Source organism: Lacisediminihabitans sp. FW035 (assembly GCF_054880895.1).
The window spans coordinates 1376113-1393341 of sequence record NZ_CM142187.1; the positions used below are offsets into that span (position 1 = coordinate 1376113).

Sequence of the window (17229 nt, forward strand, 5' to 3'; positions counted from 1 at the left end):
GATCGCGCATCGCCATCGAACACCCGGAGGAATTACCATGCTCGATCTCGGCCTGCTGTTCGACGTGGACGGACCGCTCGCGAGCCCGGTGAGCCGTAACATCCGCATTCCGAGCATCCTCGACGATCTCATCGCGCTCGCCGGGGCGGGAGTTCCGATCGCGTTCGTCACGGGTCGGTCGGATGCCTTCATCCGCGACCACGTGATCGAGCCGCTCCTCGAGGCCGGGCTGGCCGCCGCGCTCGAGGCCCCGGGCGCGCGCATGTTCGGCGTGTTCGAGAAGGGTGGCTCCTGGGCGCCGATCACGAGTGCGGGCATGGGCGAGGTGACTGTCGACGAGAGTGTCGCGCTTCCCTCGTCGATCGTGGACGGGATCCGGTCCCTCGTGGCCGACGGATTCTCCGACACGATGTTCTTCGACGAGACGAAGCGCGCGATGATCTCGGTGGAGCAGCGCACCGACGTCTCGGCCGAGGATTACCAGCACGCCCAGTCGTGGTTCAACGACGCCAGTTTCGCGCTGGTCGCGGCCGCCGGCCTCGGAGTGAAGCTCGGGTCGCGATCTGCACCGGATGCCGCGGGCAACGTGCCGTTCCGGCTCGATCCGACGATCATCTCGACCGACATCGAATCGGTGCTCCTCGACAAGGACCGCGGGGCGGCCCGCGCCCTCGACTACTTCGCCACCCTCGGAAGCCTTCCCACGCAGTGGCGGTCGATCGGGGATTCCCGCAGCGACTACCTGATGGCCGACCACCTGCACGGGGCGGGGTACGACGTGGCCCACGTGGATGTGCGCCCCGCCGACGGCATCCTCGACCGGCCGTACCCTGTGATCGTCGAGGGCGACGCGATCCACGACGAGGCGGGGGCGGCGTTCCTCGGCTACTGGGTGCGCAGGCTCGGTGCGAGCGGAGACCGCGGCGAAAGCGTGGCCGTCGCGGCGTTGTAGCGCAACCTCGGCGCCTGGTCCACGAGCGACCGGCAGAAGGAGGCGGAGGCAGACGTCAGCGGAAACGCGGTGATCACCCGCATCCGTCCGCCTTCGCGCACTCCATAGAGCAGGGCGCCGGCCTCCGGAGTGCCGAGCACCACCGTGACGACCCGCGCCGCGCCATCGAGAGTCTGCTGCTCGAGCACCAGCAGGGCATCCGGCGGCGGATCGACCAGCCGGGGGAGCGCTGCGGCGGTCACCCGGGAGAGAAGTGTGCCTCTTCCGGATGGGAGAAAGGCGTCCGCCGGGAGGCCGAGGGTGCGAGCGAGGGCACCGTCCAGCCAGCGGTCGCGCTTGAGCCCGTAGGGTGTCTGCGCCGTCGAGAGCAGATAGCCGTACACGTGGAGAAGACCTGCATTGCCGATCGGCCACTCCGCCTGCAAGGCGGCGAGCCCGTGCAGCCGCTCGAATTCGTCGCGCGCGATGACCGGGGCATCGATGTTCTCGTCGATCACCGTCGACAGTCCCCAGTCGTCGAAGCGTGCGGCGGCGGCATCGATGCGCACCTGGTCGTCGATTCCCCGATGCGGCATCCCTCCATCGTAGAGACCGGCGCCCCAGGATTTACGTGCTGTTAACCTCCCCGTGGTCGTTTCGTCGCTGTAAGAGCCATACTGTGGACATTGCGTCCATGAGGGGTCGCGGAGACGGGGTATCAGGCGTGGCACAGCACGGGAAGGTGATGGTGTTCGACTTCGACGGCACGGTGTCGCTCGGAGACGGACCCGTGCGTTCCTACGCGCGTTTCGTCGCGGCCGGACTTGGGCGCCCGCAACGCGCAGAGTTTCTTGCGCGTCTCGAGGCCGGCCTCGCCGAAGACACCCCGGGCGACCTCGACCCTCTGGACGGGTACGACCTTGTGCGCATGCTGTCGACGCCCTTCGCGGTGACGGATGCCGCCCACTCGCGCGCCTACGCCTCCAGCCGCGCCGAACTCGCCAGCGCCGCCGCCCCGGTGATGGCACCGTTCGGGCTCGCCGGATTCCTGACCGCGGCGCGGCCCCTCGCGCGGCTCGTCTTGGCCACCAATGCCCCGGAGACGCGCATCGCCGAGGCGCTCGACTCGCTCGGCCTCGCGGGCGTCTTCGACGAGGTGCACACCGCGGTCGGAAAGCCGGCGGGCCTCGATGCGCTCCTCGACGGTCTCCTCGCCGGTTCGACCATCGAGGATCCGGCATCCGCGCTCCTGAGCATCGGGGATGTCTGGATCAACGACCTCGAGCCCGCCTACCGTCGCGGGGCCACGACCGCCCTCGTCGGACCGCGGGTGGATGCGGCCGCGACGCCGACCCTCCGGGCCGTCGCTCTCGAGGAGCTCTACCCCAGGCTCTCGGCCTGGCTCGAATCGCCACACCGCACCACCTCCACCGCATCGTCCACTCTCGAAACGAAGGTAGAAAAGTGATCTCCAGAACGGCACTCCTCCGCTCCACCGTCGCACTGGCCGCAGTCGCGGTCACCGCGGTCACGCTCTCCGGATGCTCGGCTCCGGCCGGCTCCACCACCAACACCAGCGCGGCGAAGGACCCGACCTCGCTCACCCTCGCCCTCGTGCCCTCCCAGGACCAGGCCGGCCTCGTCGACACCGCGAAGCCTCTCACCGACATGCTCACGAAGGCCTTGAAGATGCCGGTGACCGGGGTCGTCTCCAAGGACTACCAGGCCGCAGTGGAGGCGATGGGCGCCGGTCAGGCGCAGATAGGATTCCTGCCGTCGCTGCAGCTGTGGCAGGCGAGCGACCGGTACGGGGCATCCGTCGTGCTGCAGACCGAGCGCAACGGCAACATCACCTACCCCGCCCAGTTCATGACCAACAACCCCGACAAGTACTGCACCGACACCCCGGTCGAGCGCGACGGCAAGCTGTTCTGCAACGGCGCCGACGCCCTCAAGGGACCGGCGGGGCTCTCTTCCATCAAAAAGGTGAAGGGCGCGAAGGTCGCGGTGCTCGGGCCGGGATCCCCGGCCGGCTACATCTACCCGATCCTCGCGCTGAAGAACGCCGGGCTGAACACGGACACCGACATCCAGCAGATTCCCGTCACCGCGAACGACGCCTCCGTGCTCGCCGTCTACAACGGTGACGCCGAGGTGGGCTTCAGCTTCTGGGACGCGCGTGACATCGTGAAGAGCGACAAGCCTGACGTGGGAAAGAAGGTGGTGGTGTTCGCCCTCACGGACGAGATCCCCAACGACGGAGTCGCCCTCACCAAGGATCTCTCGCCGGCGCTGAAGGACAAGATCACGAAGGCGCTCGAAGACTACTCTGACACCCCGGAAGGGTCGAAAGTGCTCACCTCGATCTACTCGATCACGAAACTCGCCCCGGCCAACCCCAAGACCCTCACCGTGGTCGCGGACGCCGCCACCAAGCTGGGACTGCAGTAGCGATGGGTGCCGTGCCGTTCTCCATCCACGCGCGGGATGTCACGGTGCGGTACCCGAACGGCGTCGTGGCGCTCGACGGCATCTCCCTCGACATCGAGGCGGGGGAGATGGTGTCGGTCGTCGGACTCTCGGGTTCGGGCAAAAGCAGCCTCATCCGCACGATCAACGGGCTGGTGCCTATCACTTCAGGAAGCCTCGAGGTGGGCGGCCGACGCCTCGAAGCTCTTCGCGGGGGCGAGCTCCGCGGCCTTCGCGGCGACATCGGCATGATCTTCCAGGGCTTCAACCTCGCCAAGCGTGCGAGCGTGCTGAACAATGTGCTCGTCGGCCGCCTCGCCCACACTCCCTCGTGGCGCACCTTCCTCGGCGCGTATCGGGCAGAGGACAAGCAGATCGCATATGAAGCGCTCGACCGGGTAGGCATCCTCGGCAAGGTCTGGGACCGGGCATCCACCCTCTCCGGAGGCCAGCAGCAACGGGTCGCGATCGCCCGGGCGCTCTCCCAGCAGCCCAGGCTCGTGCTCGCCGACGAACCGGTGGCGAGCCTCGACCCGCCGACCGCCCACGGGGTGATGGGCGACCTGCGCCGCATCAACCAGGAGCTGGGAATCACGGTCATCACGAACCTCCACCTGGTGGATCTCGCGCGGCAGTACGGCACCCGGCTCATCGGCCTCCGGGCCGGCCGGGTCGTCTACGATGGCGCGGTGGCGGATGCCTCGGACGCGGTGTTCGAGAACATCTACGGCCGCTCGATCGAGAACCAGGACGTTTTGGGCGCATGAGCGCGCTCGATCTGCCCCCACGACCGCGCGGACGGTGGAAGCCCTTTGCCGCGCTCGGAGTGATCCTGCTGATCACCGCGGTCACGCTCAGCCCGCAGGTGGGCATCTCGTTCAGCGTCGATGCGATCGTGCGCAACTGGCAGAACGGAGCGTCGAAGATCTTCGCTCTGCTCCAGCCCGACTGGTCGTTCTTCCCACGAACCGTGCCGCCCCTGCTCGAGACCCTCGAGATGGCGGTCATCGCCACCTTCGTGGCATCGCTGCTCTCCCTGCCGCTCAGCCTCCTTGCCGCTCGGCTCACCAACCCGAACCGCTGGAGCCGCGGCCTCGTGCGCACCATGCTCAACATCGTGAGGTCCATCCCCGACCTGCTTTATGCCTCGGTGCTCGTGGCGATGGTCGGCGTCGGGGCGCTGCCGGGCATCATCGCGCTGCTGCTGTTCAACATCGGAATCATCGTGAAGATGGTGTCGGAGAACATCGAAGCGGGCGATGCCGGTCCGCTGGAGGCCGGGCGCGCGGCGGGCGGCACCCAGTTCCAGATCAACCGGGCTATCGCCACGGCGGATGCCCTTCCCGCCTTCGTGAACCAGACGCTGTACGTACTCGAACTCAACGTGCGCGCCTCCACCGTGCTCGGTCTCGCCGGCGCCGGCGGCCTCGGCCTGCTCATCGACGCGGTGCGCACCTTCTACCGGTACGACCAGCTCTCGCTGATCATCCTCGAGATCCTCGTCGTCGTCATCGTGATCGACACCGCGAGCGACGCGATCCGGAGGCGGTTGGTGTGAGCGCTCCGGTATCCACGGCCCGGCCGCAGTCCGCACGCCCGTTGTCCACGCTGCCGCCGCGACCGTCCCGGGTGGGCCGGCTGGCCATCGGAGTCGTCGTCACCCTGATAGTGGTGGTGGCGTTCTGGTCGATCGACATCAACTGGGCGCGGCTCGGCAGCCTTCCGGCCGAGATCCTGCGCTACCTCTGGCTGATGTTCTCGGCACCGGACTGGACGAAGCTCCCGGAAGCGCTGCTGCAGACCTGGCGATCGGTCGAGATGGCGTGGGTCGGAACGGTGCTCGGCCTGGTCATCGCACTGCCGCTCAGCTTCCTTTCGGCGCGTGGATTCTCCCCGGCCCCGGTGCGCTGGGGCCTTCGGGTGCTGTTCGGGGTGATCCGGGCCGTTCCCGAGATCATCATCGCGATCGTGATCCTCTCCGTCACCGGGCTCACTCCGCTCACCGGGGCGCTCGCCCTCACGGTCAACAGCATCGGGACTCTCGGCAAGTGGGGTTACGAATCGATCGAGGGCGTGGATCCTGGTCCGCTCGAGGCCGTTCGCGCCGCCGGGGGATCGGGCATGGAGGTGATCCGCTGGGGCGTCTGGCCGAGCGTGACGCCGGAGTTCATCTCGTTCTGGCTGTACCGCTTCGAGATCAATGTGCGGGCATCCGCGGTGCTCGGCCTGATCGGGGTGGGAGGCATCGGCGACATGCTCACGAGCTATACGCAGTACCGGCTCTGGCCGGTGGTGGGGGTGCTGCTCATCGTGGTCGTGGTCGTTACGATGAGCATCGACGCCGTGTCCGGTGCCATCCGCCGCCGAATCACCGAAGGAGCCACCGCTCGTGAGCTGGACCGGTAACGACGACGCCGCGGTGACTACGCGTATCGCGACGGTGCTCAACTCGCTGCAGCCCAGCGAGCGCCGGGTGGTCGATCACATCATCGGCGACCTCGACGGCGTGGTCGAGATGACCGCTCAGGACCTCGCGGATCGTACCGGCGTCGCCCGTTCCACGGTTATCCGCACCTGCCAGACCCTCGGCTACCGGGGGTTCCCGCAGTTGAGAGTCGCCCTCACGCGCGAGCTAGCCCAGTCCGGCAGCCAGCCCGAGGACTTCGGCGAATCCGCGCTCGGCACGATCCGGGCGGAGATCGCGGCCCTCGCGGCATCCCTTCCCCAGATCGCAAGCGTGCTCACCGAGGCGGATGTCGAAGCCGCGGTGGTCACGCTGCTCTCCGCCACCCGGCTGCTCGCCCTCGCTAACGGTCTCTCGTCGCCGCTCGCCTCCGACCTTTCCATGCGGCTCACGGCCATCGGGCGCCCCACCGAGTTCGTCGCCGATCCGATCGGCCAGCAGATCGCCGCGCGGCAGCTCTCCCCGGCGGACGCCGCGATCATTTTGAGTGGGAGCGGCGCCAACGAGTCGAGCCTCAAGGCGGCCCGCGCGGTGAAGCTCACGGGTGCGAAACTCGTCGTCATCACGTCTTTCGCCACCTCTCCGCTGGGGTCGCTAGCGGATGTCGCGCTCGTCGTCGCGCCGGCGAGTGGGTCGTTCCGGCACGAGCTCGAGCACACCTCGCGGGTGCCGCACGTGATCCTGCTCGAGTCCCTCGTGGAGGTGATCGCCGCCCGACTCGGCGATCGCGCCCGCTCCGCCCGCTCGACCGTGCTCACGATCCTCAGCGACAATCTCAGCGACTGACTCCCGCGCGGGCTGGGTCAGGCGCGCGCCGTGATCCGGCCCGTGACGGTCGCGAGGCCGCGGCGGGAGAGCAGCCGGGTGAGGATGGTCGTGGCACGGTTTGCCGCGCCGCTGATCACGCTCGGCGGCGGGTTGCGGCGATCGAGTGTGCGCAGGGCGAGCCGCACGACCTGGCCGGTGGTCTGGAAGGCGCCGACCCGGGCATCCTCTCCCGCGACGTCGAAGAACTCGGTCCGGGTGGCGCCCGGTGAGAGGGCGAGTACCTTCAGGCCGGTGTCCTTCGCCTCGTACCAGAGCGCTTCGGTGAAGCTCAGCACGAAGGCCTTGGTCGCCCCGTAGACGGCCATCAACGGCACCGGCTGGTACGCGCCTGTGCTCGCGATGTTCACCAGAACGCCGCGGCCCGACGCGAGCAGGCGGGGATAGAACTCGCGGGTGAGGTCCACCAGCGCGCCGACGTTGAGGTCGATCTCCTCGGCGATGCGGGCCGGATCCTCCTCTTCGAACCGGTTGCGTGTGGCGAAGCCGGCGTTGTTCACGAGCGACTCGATCGTGAGGCCGAGTGATTCGATCCGTTGGGCCAGGTGACGTGCCGCGCCCGGGTGCGAGAGGTCCGCGGCGAAGACGGTCACCGCGACGCCGTGCTCAGAGCGCAGTTCGGCCGCCAGGGTCTCGAGACGATCGAGCCGGCGCGCGACGAGCACGAGGTCTGCGCCCCGGGCGGCGAGCTGGCGGGCGAACTCCTCGCCGAGTCCGGAACTCGCGCCGGTGATGAGGGCGGTGGTGCTGCGATGGTCGATGGGCACGGGGGACCTTTCTCGATGAACGGGTGTTTACCCATGTAGGTTTACATATGTACACCTGAATGTCCAGTGGGAGCACCGATGACCAGACGCGAGCCCAATGCCCGAGGCGAAGGCAACCAACTGCGGCGCGAACTTGTGGATGCCGCGAGCCGGCTTCTGCTGAACCCGCAGTCGATCGCCCTGCCCTCCCTCCGCGCCGTCGCGCGCGCCTGCTCCGTGTCGCCCGCCGCGGTCTACCTGCATTTCGCGTCCCAGCAGGCGCTCATCTCTGCGGTGGTGGACGCCCAGCTCGACCAGTTGCGCGGGCACATCACTGCTCGTATCGAGGCGATCGCGACCCCGTCCGACCGGCTGGATGCCCTCGCCGCCGCCTACGTGGACTGGGGGCTCACCCACGCCGGCGGCTACCAGCTGCTGTTCGAGAGCGCGGACCAGCTCGGTATCCCCGAGCACTCAGCCGACGACGACCGGTGGGATCTCATCCACGATGCCGCCGCGCTGCTCGTCGCGGCGGAGGGGATGGAGCCTGCCGAGGCATCCGTCGTCGCGTTCCGGGTGTGGGCCGCCCTTCACGGCATCGTGTCGTTGCGGCTGCACAAGTCCGATGTCGCCTGGCCGACCACGGTCGAGCATGAGACGCGCCTCGTCGTCGCTCGACTGTCGCGCGACGACTGACCCCCCGCGCTCTGCCCACGGCGAACACGGCAGTGTGGGCCCCGAGCCTCCGATAGATTCGTCACCAGCGACAAACTGAAACGGAGCGCAACAATGGCCCAACCGGCATTGGTCTCGAGCATTTTCGACCAACTCCTCAAGGACCGCATCATCTGGCTTGGCTCAGAGGTGCGTGACGACAACGCCAACGAGATCTGCGCGAAGATCCTGCTGCTGGCGGCAGAGGACCCGAAGCGCGATATCTTCCTCTACATCAACTCTCCCGGTGGATCGATCACTGCCGGAATGGCGATCTACGACACGATGAAGTTCGTGCCGAACGACATCGTCACCGTGGGCATCGGCATGGCGGCATCGATGGGGCAGTTCCTGCTCTCGTCGGGCACGAAGGGCAAGCGGTACATCACCCCGAACGCGCGAGTGCTGTTGCACCAGCCGTCCGGTGGATTCGGTGGAACCTCCGCCGACATCCAGACGCAGGCCAACCTCATCCTCGACATGAAGAAGCGGATGGCCGAGCTCACCGCAGAGCAGACGGGCAAGACCCCCGAGCAGATCATCATCGACGGCGACCGGGACAACTGGTTCACCGCCCAGCAGGCCCTCGAGTACGGCTTCGTCGACCACCTCCGCGAGTTCGCCTCCGAGGTCATCGGCGGCGGCGGCACCGACGAGTCCGTTACCAAGAAGTAGAGACAGGCAGACAGACATGGAACACATCAACATGCCGTCGGGGCTCGCGGGTCCCACGGCTGAGGCCCGCTACATCCTCCCCACCTTCGAGGAGCGCACGGCCTACGGCTACAAGCGCCAGGACCCGTACGCGAAGCTCTTCGAAGACCGCATCATCTTCCTCGGCGTGCAGATCGACGACGCCTCGGCGGATGACGTGATGGCCCAGCTTCTCGTGCTCGAGAGTCAGGACCCCGACCGCGACATCGTGATGTACATCAACTCGCCCGGTGGATCCTTCACCGCGATGACGGCGATCTACGACACGATGCAGTACGTGCGTCCGCAGATCCAGACCGTGGTGCTCGGCCAGGCGGCGTCCGCTGCGGCGGTCATCCTCGCGGCCGGGACGCCGGGCAAGCGCCTCGCCCTGCCGAACGCCCGCATCCTCATCCACCAGCCGTCCACGGGCGACTCCGGTCGCGGCCAGGCCTCGGACATCGAGATCCAGGCCCGCGAGATCCTGCGTATGCGCTCGTGGCTCGAGGAGACGCTGTCGCGTCACTCGAACCGCACGATGGAGCAGGTCAACAAGGACATCGACCGCGACAACATCCTGAGCGGTGAAGAGGCGCTGGCCTACGGCCTCGTCGACCAGGTGCTCACCTCGCGCAAGAACATCCCGGCGATCACCAAGTAGCAGTCGCCTCGCACGACACGAAGGGCCCGGAGAGATCCGGGCCCTTCGTTTTTGCCTACTGGCAGCGTCAGGGCGTCTTTCGGCGGCGCCCGGTGATGACGAGCGTGAGGATGACGGCGGCGGCGACCGCGAGGAACGCGCCCCCGATCCACAGCACGGTGCTGAGAGTCCCGGTGTCGACGGTCTGCGCCCCGGTGGTACCGGCCCCGGGAGCCGGACTCTCGTTGACCGAGGCGGTGCCGTGGCAGTCCGGCACCGTCGTGCTGCCGGTGGACGGCGTGAAGCCGGCCGGCGGCTGCCAGGTGAAGGAGTAGCTGTCGGACACCGTGTGCCCGTCGGTGGAGATCGCCTGCCAGGTGACGGTGTAGGCGCCGGCGGCACCCAGTGCGGCCGGTGTCGAGAAGGATGTCCCCGAGACCGTCACACAGCCGTCGCCGTAGTAGGCGCCCGAGGCATCCGTCACCTGAAGCCCGAAGCCGGTCCCGTTTCCGTCGATGTCGAGAAGGATGCCGTTGGTGGTGACCTCGAAGTCCTTCGGCAGCGTTGTGAGGGTTTCACCGGCGCTGGGCACGGAGGAAACGAGGTAGTTGTGAGCCTCCGCGGGAGCGGCCTGGCCGAGGACCGGCACGGTCGCCCCCAGCGCCGCCGCGAGCGCGACGAGCATCACGAGGGGGAGCCGGGAGCGACGTGTCATCGGCTAGACCGAGGCTCTGCGGCGCAGCGTGACCACGGAGAGCACGATGCCCACCGCGCCCACGACCAGTCCACCGATGCCGAGTACGCGGGCGAGGGTGTCCGTCGATGAGGTGGCGGCGGTCCCGGAGTCGTGCCCCGCGGACGGCGTGACCACGGCATCCGCGTCATGGTCGTCCACGGGAGGGTCGTTCACGTAGAGAACCGGGGTGGGGTGATCGGCGTTCTCGCCCGTTCCGGTCCATTTCACGATCGATCCGTCACTGTAGGTCTGCAGCGCATTGAGCACGATCTTGCCCGTCTCGGGCACCGGCCCGACCGAGAGCGTGAACTCGCGGATCTCGTCGGTCTTGATCTCCGATCCGGGCTGGGCGGTCCAGATCACCTTCGTCACCGCCTCGGTGAGCTGTGCTTTGTCGACGGTGACCGGCTTCGGGAGCGTCTCCGACACCAGCTGCACGTCCCACCCGGGCACCGCGACGTAGCTCACGCTCGCAAACGGCGTAGCGGCCGGGATGTCGACCTCGACCTTCGTGGTGGTCGCCGTCGCGGATTCGGTTGGCACGCGGAACGTGATGTCCGCATAGGTTCCCGCGGCGGCAGTATTCGGTGTCACCTCGACGTGGGCGCTCGCGGCGAGGGGAGCCGCGATGGCCAGCAGCGCGCCGGCCCCCACCGCGATCGTCGTGGTGATGAGGGTTCTCTTCTTCATGTCATTCCTTGGTTTGTGACGCCCGCGCAAGCCGGAGCAGCGCTCACGGAAGATTCGGAGCGGGGGTCGAAATTGGTGGCCGGGCAAGCGTCGCCTGCCGGGTGGTTCAGGGAGCGAACGCGAGAGCGGGCGGTCCCCGGTGCCGATGAATCGAGAAGACGAGCGCGCGGGGGATCGCCGTGGTCGGTCGGTCGGTCGGGAAAAGCCGCGGTCTCCGAGCCGTCTGGGGAGGAGCAATCGAATCCACGATGCGCGAGATGCTGTGCGAGATACAGAGCCGTGCGAGCCGCAGGAGTCCCCAGAACGCGCGCTCGCCGAAACTGAGGGCCGCGATCGTCACGAGCGCGGCGATCGCGTGGCCGGCCCACATTCGCAGGTCGGCATCCGCGGACATCGCGGCGACGGATGGCGCGGAGGATGTCGCGGAGCCGAGTTGCAGCACCATCGAGCCGGCACCGTGGTGCATGCCCGCCCCGACCGGCGCGGCGGTGCCCGGCGTGGCCGTCAGCAGGCTGAAGAGGCCGTGGAACAGCAGTTGGCTCAGCGCGACCGCGAGCGACAGGCGGGCGAGGGACAGGGTCTTTCCGGCCAGCAGCACGCAGACCGCTCCGGAGAAGGCAAGGCAGAGGGCGAGGCCGGCAGTGGCGGGAAGGGCGCCGCCGGCGAGCGCATGGGAGCAGGCGGCCACGAAGAGTGACACGACCGCCGCGATCCACCCGCGGGCGAACCTCGCCCATCTGGTGGTCATCTGCGCTCCCGGGTGCCGGTGTCTTTCGGCTGCCCTCGAAGTCTAGATCGCCCCGACCGGGGCCCTCGCCGGCGCGGCTCGCCGGGGTCGAATATCGTCATGGTGCGAACAGTGTCGTCTACTGGCGTTAGGCTCTGTATCTGACCCACGGTCGTGTCAGACAACCCGCTGATTGCAGGGCTGCGGTCCCAGACAGCGGGGCACAGCACAGGCCGAGACCAGGAGGAGGCCGAGCATGGCTCGAATAGGTGAGAGCGCCGATCTGCTCAAATGTTCCTTCTGCGGCAAGAGTCAGAAGCAGGTGCAGCAGCTGATCGCCGGTCCCGGCGTGTACATCTGCGATGAATGCGTCGAGCTGTGCAACGAGATCATCGAGGAGCGCCTTGCCGAAGCGGGCGAAGAGTCCTCGAGCGAGTTCGAGCTTCCGAAGCCCCGCGAGATCTTCAACTTCCTCGAGGAGTACGTGATCGGCCAGGAAGCCGCGAAGAAGGCGCTCTCGGTCGCGGTGTACAACCACTACAAGCGCATCCGGTCCCGCAACACCATCACCTCGGCGGATGCCGTCATCGACGACGTGGAGATCGCCAAGTCGAACATCCTGCTCATCGGTCCCACCGGGTGCGGCAAGACCTACCTCGCCCAGACCCTCGCGAAGCGACTCAACGTGCCCTTCGCCGTTGCGGATGCCACAGCGCTGACCGAAGCCGGATACGTCGGCGAAGACGTGGAGAACATCCTCCTCAAGCTGATCCAGGCTGCGGACTACGACGTGAAGCGCGCCGAGACCGGCATCATCTACATCGACGAGATCGACAAGATCGCCCGCAAGGCCGAGAATCCGTCCATCACCCGGGATGTCTCGGGCGAGGGCGTGCAGCAGGCACTGCTGAAGATCCTCGAGGGCACCGTCGCCTCCGTCCCTCCGCAGGGGGGTCGCAAGCATCCGCACCAGGAGTTCATCCAGGTCGACACGACCAACGTGCTGTTCATCGTCGCCGGCGCCTTCGCCGGGCTCGAGGAGATAATCTCCCAGCGGGCCGGCAAGAAGGGCATCGGCTTCGGCGCCCCGCTTCACAGCAAGGGCGATGACGTGAACCTCTTCGGCGAGGTGCTGCCGGAAGACCTGCACAAGTTCGGACTCATCCCCGAATTCATCGGCCGGCTGCCCGTCGTCGCCACGGTCACCCCGCTCGACCAGGTCGCGCTGATGGAGATCCTCACCAAGCCGAAGAACGCGCTCGTGCGGCAGTACCAGCGCATGTTCGACCTCGACGGCGTCGTGCTCGACTTCGAAGAAGATGCGCTCGAAGCGATCGCCGACCTCGCCGTACTGCGCCAGACCGGTGCCCGCGGGCTCCGTTCGATCATGGAGGAGGTACTCGGGCCGATCATGTTCGATGTGCCGTCGAACGACGACATCGCCCGCGTCATCGTCACAAAGGCAGCGGTGCTCGAGAACGCCCTCCCGACGATCGTGAACCACAAGGCACCGCGCCAGGAGAAGTCCGCCTGATCCGGCCGCGGTCGGAGGGTGCGGGTGCCGGTTGGGTTGCCCTATCGTTCGAAATGCAGGACTGCATGTGGCCCGTGTGGCCGGTGAGTCGCATCCGCCCCACGAGTGTCGCCAAGTCCTGCATTTGCGACGAGGAGCGGACGGATGCTGCGGGTTTAATCTTCCGGAACCCTTGGGGAGTAGACGAGCATGGCGAGCGGCACGGTTCCCCTCGCACCAACTGTGCACCGGTGAGCCGCAGAATCCGGGTTCAGCTCGAGCAGTGAACTGCCCATCCAGCACGACTTTTGGCGGTTCTAGACGCTGAGGTGAGCTGATCGACGTCACCACGGTCTAAGTCCATCGGTCCTGCGGGCGGGTCGCCCGTCGCCAGATTCGGTGGAGGCTTGGGTCTGGCTCGCTCAGCGCAGGTGCGGTGGCGCACGAAATGCAGGACTGCACGTGACGGCTGTGACCGGTGAGGCTCATCTGCCCCTCGAGTCACGGGCCTTCCTGCATTTGCGAGGGAGGGTGGGGCGGATGCCGCGGGGTGAGGGGGAGTGCGGCCGGCTCGCAGCGGATGCCTCCGGTGCGCGTGCAAAGTCCACAGGTGCAGGATTGGCCGGGGACGGCGGCTGGCGCGCGCCCCTAGGCTGGGGGCATCATCCCCGACGAGAGAGCCCGATAGCCCATAGTCCAGCCGATCATCGCGGGGATCGTCGCCGCCATCACCGGGTTCTCGAGCTCGTTCGCCATCGTGCTCGCCGGGCTCGCCGCCGTCGGGGCGACGGAGTCCCAGTCGGCATCCGGCCTCCTGGCTATCTGTGTCGTGCAGGGTGTGCTGTCGATCGTGCTGAGCGCCGTCTACCGGGTGCCGGTGAAGTTCGCCTGGAGCACTCCGGGCGCCGCCCTCCTCGTCGCGACGGCCGGCGTCACCGGGCGGTTCGCCGAGGCGGTGGCCGCCTTCATCGTCGCGGCAGCACTCATCGTGCTTGTCGGACTCTGGCCGGCCCTCGAGCGACTCATCGGCCGGATCCCGCGACCGGTGTCCAGTGCCATGCTCGCTGGCATCCTGTTGCCGCTCTGCCTCGCCCCGGTGAAGGCTGCCGTCGCCATCCCGCTGCTCGCGATCCCGGTCATCCTGGTCTGGCTCGTGCTGTACCGACTGGCCCCGCGCTGGGCGGTGCCCGCGGCGATAGTCCTGGCCGGGATACTGCTCGCGGTCACCGCGGGGGACGGATGGCTCGCGGGTGCGCACCTCGCGCCGCAACTCGTCTTCGTGGCACCGGTCTTCGATCCTCTCGTCGTCGTGAGTCTCGCGATTCCCCTGTTCATCGTCACGATGGCCGGGCAGAACATTCCGGGTGCCGCCATTCTCAACAACTTCGGCTATCGCGCGCCGGTGCGCTCGGCGCTCGTCTCCTCGGGGGTGATGTCCGGCGTCGGGGCACTCTTCGGCGGGATCACCGTCAACTTCGCGGCTCTCACCCAGGCGCTGACGGCCGGTCCGGAAGCATCACCGGACCGAACGAAACGCTGGATCGCTCCCGTCGCGGCCGGGGCCACCTATATCGCGCTCGGTCTGCTCGCCGGTGTGGCGACGGCATTCGTGTCCGCGTCGCCGCCCCTGCTGATCGAGGCGGTCGCGGGGCTCGCGCTGCTCAGTGCGCTGATCGGTGCGGTCGTGGCTGCGGTGGAGGATGCGGCACACCGACTCGCGGCGATCCTCACCTTCCTGGTGACGGCATCCGGGATCGTCGTCGGGGGAGTCGGATCGGCCTTCTGGGGCCTGCTGGTCGGGGCCGTCGTCATGCTGTGGCTCGGCTGGCGTCGCCGAGTGGCCTGAGCGCGCCCGTCGCGCCCGCGGGTGACACGCGCGCCCGAACGGGCGGGCACGGGTGTCACCCGGCGGCGCGGAGCCCCCGAGTCTGCTCGGGCGCGGAGCCCCACCGGACCGACTCAGGCGCCGAGCAGGCCGCGGCGCTTGAGCAGTGGCTCGATCACGGCATCCCTGCCGCGGAAGTCGCGGTAGGCCTCGAGCGGATCCTTCGATCCGCCGACACCGAGCAGGCGGTCGCGGAAGCGATCGCCGTTCGCTCGCGTGAGTCCGCCGTTCTCGGTGAACCAGTCGACGGTGTCAGCATCCAGCACCTCGCTCCAGATGTAGGAGTAGTAGCCCGCGTCGTATCCGCCGGAGAAGGTGTGCGCGAAATACGCACTCGAGTACCGCGTCGGCACGGCCGGGTTGTCGAGCCCAGCCGCGGCGAGGGCCTCGGCCTCGAACTCTGCGACATCGTCGACGGTGTCGTCGGCCGAGAGGCGGTGCCAGGCCTGATCGAGCATCGCGGCGGCCAGGTATTCGCTGGTCTTGAAGCCCTCATTGAACGCGGATGACGCCTGGATCTTCTCTACGAATGCGGCGGGCATCGGCTCGCCGGTCTGGTAGTGCACGGCGTAGTTCGCGAGGATCTCGGGCCAGAGCATCCACATCTCGTTCACCTGGCTCGGGAACTCCACGAAGTCGCGGAACACGTTGGTTCCGGCGAATTTCGGGTAGGTCACCCGGGCGAAGAGCCCGTGCAGGGCATGCCCGAACTCGTGGAAGAACGTGTTCACCTCGTCGTAGGTGAGCAGGGTGGGCTCACCGGCCGCCGGCTTGGGCACGTTGAGGTTGTTCACCACAGTCACGGGCTGGTCGAGAAGCGAGTTCTGCGAGATGAGCGGGTTCATCCACGCCCCGCCCCGTTTCGAATCGCGGGTGTAGAGGTCGAGCAGGTAGAGACCCACCGGGGTGCCGTCGTCGTTGTGCACCTCGAAAACGCGGGCATCCGGATGGTACGCCGCGAGGTCGTGACGCTCGGTGAAGGTCACCCCGTAGACCTGGTTGGCGGCGAAGAACACGCCATCCTGTAGTACTCGCTCCGCTTCGAAGTAGGGTCGCATCTGCGCCGTGTCCACGTCGTACTTTGCGATGCGCACCTTCTCGGTGTAGAACGCCCAGTCGGCGGCGGTGATCGGAGCACCATTCGCTACCTGGAGTTGCAGGTCTTCCTGCTCGCCGCGGGCATTGCGCGCCGCGACCGGGGCCAGCCGACCGAGCATCGCGGCGACGGCCTCGGGGGTCTTCGCCGTCTCGTCGGCCGTGACATAGGCGGCGTGGTTGCTGAAGCCGAGGAGACGCGCGCGCTGCGCCCGGAGGTGGGTGATCTCGAGCACGAGCTCGCGATTGTCGTTGGCTCCGCCGTGGCTGCCCCTGGCGCGGGATGCGGCCATGATGCGAGCACGTACCACCGGATCGGTGAGGGCGTCGAGGTACGGATGACCGGTCGGTAGCACCAGCGTCACCAGGTACTTGCCCTCGAGCCCGCGTTCCTTGGCGGCCTCAGAAGCGGCCGAGATCTCGCCCGCCTCGAGTCCGTCGAGTTCGGCGACGTCCTCGATCACCACGGCGAGCTCGTTGGTGTCGGCGAGGAGGTTCTTCTCGAAACGGGTGGTGAGGGTGGAGAGCTTCTGGTTGAACTCCCGGAGCTTCGTCTTCTCGCTCTCGTCGAGCCCGGCGCCGGCGAGCGTGAACTCCGAGTAATACCGCTCCACCAGGTAGCGGGATTCGGCATCGAGGTCGAGGTCCGGCAGCTGGTCGTGGATGGTCTTGATGCGCCAATAGAGCTGGGAATCCAGCTTGATCGCGTCGGAGTGGGCGGCGAGAAGGGGAGCGATCTCCTCCTCGAGATCGTTGGTGAAATCGGTGCTGTCGGCCGAGCTCTTGTTGAAGAACACCGTCGCGACGCGCTCGAGGGTCTGGCCCGATTTCTCCAGGGGGATCATCGTGTTCTCGAACGTGGGCATGTCGCGACGGCGGGTGATTGCGGAGATCTCGGCGAGTTGCTCCTCGAACCCGCGGTCGAAGGCCGGCCGGTAATGCTCGTCCGTGATGTCCGCGAACGGTGGGAGACCGTAGGGGAGGGTGCTGGGCGCGAAGAAGGGATTCTGTTCAACCATTGCTCCAGCCTAGGCTGCCCTGCTGCGAGAGATCGGGTGCACAGCGCCACTTGCAAATAATCCGTTGCAAAAGAGATGTTGC

At 67.5% G+C, this 17229-nt stretch carries 18 protein-coding genes; 12 read left to right on the forward strand and 6 right to left on the reverse strand.

What is annotated here, in order from left to right:
• The first annotated feature begins 37 nt into the window (after window positions 1-37).
• A complete protein-coding gene (locus ACVXZ4_RS06660) occupies window positions 38-952 on the forward strand; it encodes a hypothetical protein (protein ID WP_461797448.1) in 915 nt (304 codons plus the stop codon).
• Here ACVXZ4_RS06660 and ACVXZ4_RS06665 read toward each other — a convergent pair.
• The gene (locus tag ACVXZ4_RS06665; protein ID WP_461797449.1) at window positions 886-1527 is read right to left on the reverse strand and encodes an amino acid deaminase; all 642 of its coding nucleotides are present in this window, start codon (window positions 1525-1527) and stop codon (window positions 886-888) included. The two genes, ACVXZ4_RS06660 and ACVXZ4_RS06665, sit on opposite strands and share 67 nt — an antisense overlap.
• 128 nt (window positions 1528-1655) lie before the next feature.
• Between ACVXZ4_RS06665 and ACVXZ4_RS06670 the strand changes: the two genes are divergently transcribed.
• Genes ACVXZ4_RS06670 through ACVXZ4_RS06695 form a run of 6 tightly spaced genes read left to right on the forward strand, consistent with a single transcriptional unit; the run spans window position 1656 to window position 6650 of the window.
• Window positions 1656-2399, forward strand: a complete 744-nt coding sequence (locus tag ACVXZ4_RS06670; protein ID WP_461797450.1) for an HAD family hydrolase — start codon at window positions 1656-1658, stop codon at window positions 2397-2399.
• Window positions 2396-3382 carry a phosphate/phosphite/phosphonate ABC transporter substrate-binding protein gene (phnD, locus tag ACVXZ4_RS06675; protein ID WP_461797451.1) on the forward strand — a complete coding sequence of 329 codons (987 nt, stop codon included), beginning with the start codon at window positions 2396-2398 and terminating at the stop codon, window positions 3380-3382. Before ACVXZ4_RS06670 ends, phnD begins: the two co-directional genes overlap by 4 nt.
• A gap of 2 nt (window positions 3383-3384) precedes the next feature.
• Window positions 3385-4167, forward strand: coding sequence for a phosphonate ABC transporter ATP-binding protein (phnC, locus tag ACVXZ4_RS06680; RefSeq protein ID WP_461797452.1), 783 nt, complete (start codon window positions 3385-3387; stop codon window positions 4165-4167).
• Window positions 4164-4958, forward strand: a complete 795-nt coding sequence (gene phnE / locus ACVXZ4_RS06685; RefSeq protein ID WP_461797453.1) for a phosphonate ABC transporter, permease protein PhnE — start codon at window positions 4164-4166, stop codon at window positions 4956-4958. Before phnC ends, phnE (ACVXZ4_RS06685) begins: the two co-directional genes overlap by 4 nt.
• Window positions 4959-4999: 41 nt before the next feature.
• Window positions 5000-5806, forward strand: a complete 807-nt coding sequence (phnE, locus tag ACVXZ4_RS06690; RefSeq protein ID WP_461797930.1) for a phosphonate ABC transporter, permease protein PhnE — start codon at window positions 5000-5002, stop codon at window positions 5804-5806.
• Window positions 5790-6650, forward strand: a complete 861-nt coding sequence (locus ACVXZ4_RS06695) for a MurR/RpiR family transcriptional regulator (RefSeq protein WP_461797454.1) — start codon at window positions 5790-5792, stop codon at window positions 6648-6650. Before phnE (ACVXZ4_RS06690) ends, ACVXZ4_RS06695 begins: the two co-directional genes overlap by 17 nt.
• 17 nt (window positions 6651-6667) lie before the next feature.
• On the opposite strand, the gene ACVXZ4_RS06700 is transcribed toward ACVXZ4_RS06695, so the two are convergent.
• A complete protein-coding gene (locus tag ACVXZ4_RS06700) occupies window positions 6668-7456 on the reverse strand; it encodes an SDR family NAD(P)-dependent oxidoreductase (protein WP_461797455.1) in 789 nt (262 codons plus the stop codon).
• A gap of 78 nt (window positions 7457-7534) precedes the next feature.
• Between ACVXZ4_RS06700 and ACVXZ4_RS06705 the strand changes: the two genes are divergently transcribed.
• From ACVXZ4_RS06705 to ACVXZ4_RS06715, 3 genes are all read left to right on the forward strand, one after another.
• The gene (locus tag ACVXZ4_RS06705) at window positions 7535-8131 is read left to right on the forward strand and encodes a TetR/AcrR family transcriptional regulator (RefSeq protein ID WP_461797456.1); all 597 of its coding nucleotides are present in this window, start codon (window positions 7535-7537) and stop codon (window positions 8129-8131) included.
• Between the two features lie 93 nt (window positions 8132-8224).
• Window positions 8225-8824 carry an ATP-dependent Clp protease proteolytic subunit gene (locus ACVXZ4_RS06710; RefSeq protein ID WP_354574997.1) on the forward strand — a complete coding sequence of 200 codons (600 nt, stop codon included), beginning with the start codon at window positions 8225-8227 and terminating at the stop codon, window positions 8822-8824.
• A 16-nt stretch (window positions 8825-8840) separates the two neighbouring features.
• Window positions 8841-9503, forward strand: a complete 663-nt coding sequence (locus tag ACVXZ4_RS06715; RefSeq protein ID WP_461797457.1) for an ATP-dependent Clp protease proteolytic subunit — start codon at window positions 8841-8843, stop codon at window positions 9501-9503.
• A 67-nt stretch (window positions 9504-9570) separates the two neighbouring features.
• Here ACVXZ4_RS06715 and ACVXZ4_RS06720 read toward each other — a convergent pair whose 3' ends face one another.
• From ACVXZ4_RS06720 to ACVXZ4_RS06730, 3 genes are all read right to left on the reverse strand, one after another.
• On the reverse strand, window positions 9571-10197 hold the full coding sequence (locus ACVXZ4_RS06720; protein WP_461797458.1) for a copper resistance CopC family protein: 627 nt from the start codon (window positions 10195-10197) through the stop codon (window positions 9571-9573).
• Window positions 10198-10200: 3 nt separating this feature from the next.
• A complete protein-coding gene (locus tag ACVXZ4_RS06725) occupies window positions 10201-10908 on the reverse strand; it encodes a YcnI family copper-binding membrane protein (RefSeq protein ID WP_461797459.1) in 708 nt (235 codons plus the stop codon).
• 106 nt (window positions 10909-11014) lie between these two features.
• Complete coding sequence (locus ACVXZ4_RS06730; protein ID WP_461797460.1) at window positions 11015-11656, reverse strand: hypothetical protein; 642 nt, start codon at window positions 11654-11656, stop codon at window positions 11015-11017.
• A 235-nt stretch (window positions 11657-11891) separates the two neighbouring features.
• On the opposite strand from ACVXZ4_RS06730, the gene clpX reads away from it, so the two are divergent.
• Complete coding sequence (clpX, locus tag ACVXZ4_RS06735) at window positions 11892-13169, forward strand: ATP-dependent Clp protease ATP-binding subunit ClpX (protein WP_461797461.1); 1278 nt, start codon at window positions 11892-11894, stop codon at window positions 13167-13169.
• A 736-nt stretch (window positions 13170-13905) separates the two neighbouring features.
• Window positions 13906-14994 carry a benzoate/H(+) symporter BenE family transporter gene (locus ACVXZ4_RS06740; RefSeq protein ID WP_461797462.1) on the forward strand — a complete coding sequence of 363 codons (1089 nt, stop codon included), beginning with the start codon at window positions 13906-13908 and terminating at the stop codon, window positions 14992-14994.
• A gap of 113 nt (window positions 14995-15107) precedes the next feature.
• Here the strand turns inward: ACVXZ4_RS06740 and ACVXZ4_RS06745 are convergent, their stop codons facing one another.
• A complete protein-coding gene (locus ACVXZ4_RS06745; RefSeq protein ID WP_461797463.1) occupies window positions 15108-17147 on the reverse strand; it encodes a M3 family metallopeptidase in 2040 nt (679 codons plus the stop codon).
• Between the last annotated feature and the right edge of the window lie 82 nt (window positions 17148-17229).

Bases quoted from the DNA above. Each gene is read 5' to 3' on its own strand.
- clpX (WP_461797461.1), top strand. From the start codon at position 11,892: ATGGCTCGAATAGGTGAGAGCGCCGATCTGCTCAAATGTTCCTTCTGC.
- phnE (WP_461797453.1), top strand. From the start codon at position 4,164: ATGAGCGCGCTCGATCTGCCCCCACGACCGCGCGGACGGTGGAAGCCC.
- ACVXZ4_RS06730 (WP_461797460.1), bottom strand. From the start codon at position 11,656: ATGACCACCAGATGGGCGAGGTTCGCCCGCGGGTGGATCGCGGCGGTC.
- ACVXZ4_RS06665 (WP_461797449.1), bottom strand. From the start codon at position 1,527: ATGCCGCATCGGGGAATCGACGACCAGGTGCGCATCGATGCCGCCGCC.
- ACVXZ4_RS06715 (WP_461797457.1), top strand. From the start codon at position 8,841: ATGGAACACATCAACATGCCGTCGGGGCTCGCGGGTCCCACGGCTGAG.
- ACVXZ4_RS06720 (WP_461797458.1), bottom strand. From the start codon at position 10,197: ATGACACGTCGCTCCCGGCTCCCCCTCGTGATGCTCGTCGCGCTCGCG.
- ACVXZ4_RS06660 (WP_461797448.1), top strand. From the start codon at position 38: ATGCTCGATCTCGGCCTGCTGTTCGACGTGGACGGACCGCTCGCGAGC.
- ACVXZ4_RS06705 (WP_461797456.1), top strand. From the start codon at position 7,535: ATGACCAGACGCGAGCCCAATGCCCGAGGCGAAGGCAACCAACTGCGG.
- phnC (WP_461797452.1), top strand. From the start codon at position 3,385: ATGGGTGCCGTGCCGTTCTCCATCCACGCGCGGGATGTCACGGTGCGG.
- ACVXZ4_RS06710 (WP_354574997.1), top strand. From the start codon at position 8,225: ATGGCCCAACCGGCATTGGTCTCGAGCATTTTCGACCAACTCCTCAAG.
- ACVXZ4_RS06745 (WP_461797463.1), bottom strand. From the start codon at position 17,147: ATGGTTGAACAGAATCCCTTCTTCGCGCCCAGCACCCTCCCCTACGGT.
- ACVXZ4_RS06725 (WP_461797459.1), bottom strand. From the start codon at position 10,908: ATGAAGAAGAGAACCCTCATCACCACGACGATCGCGGTGGGGGCCGGC.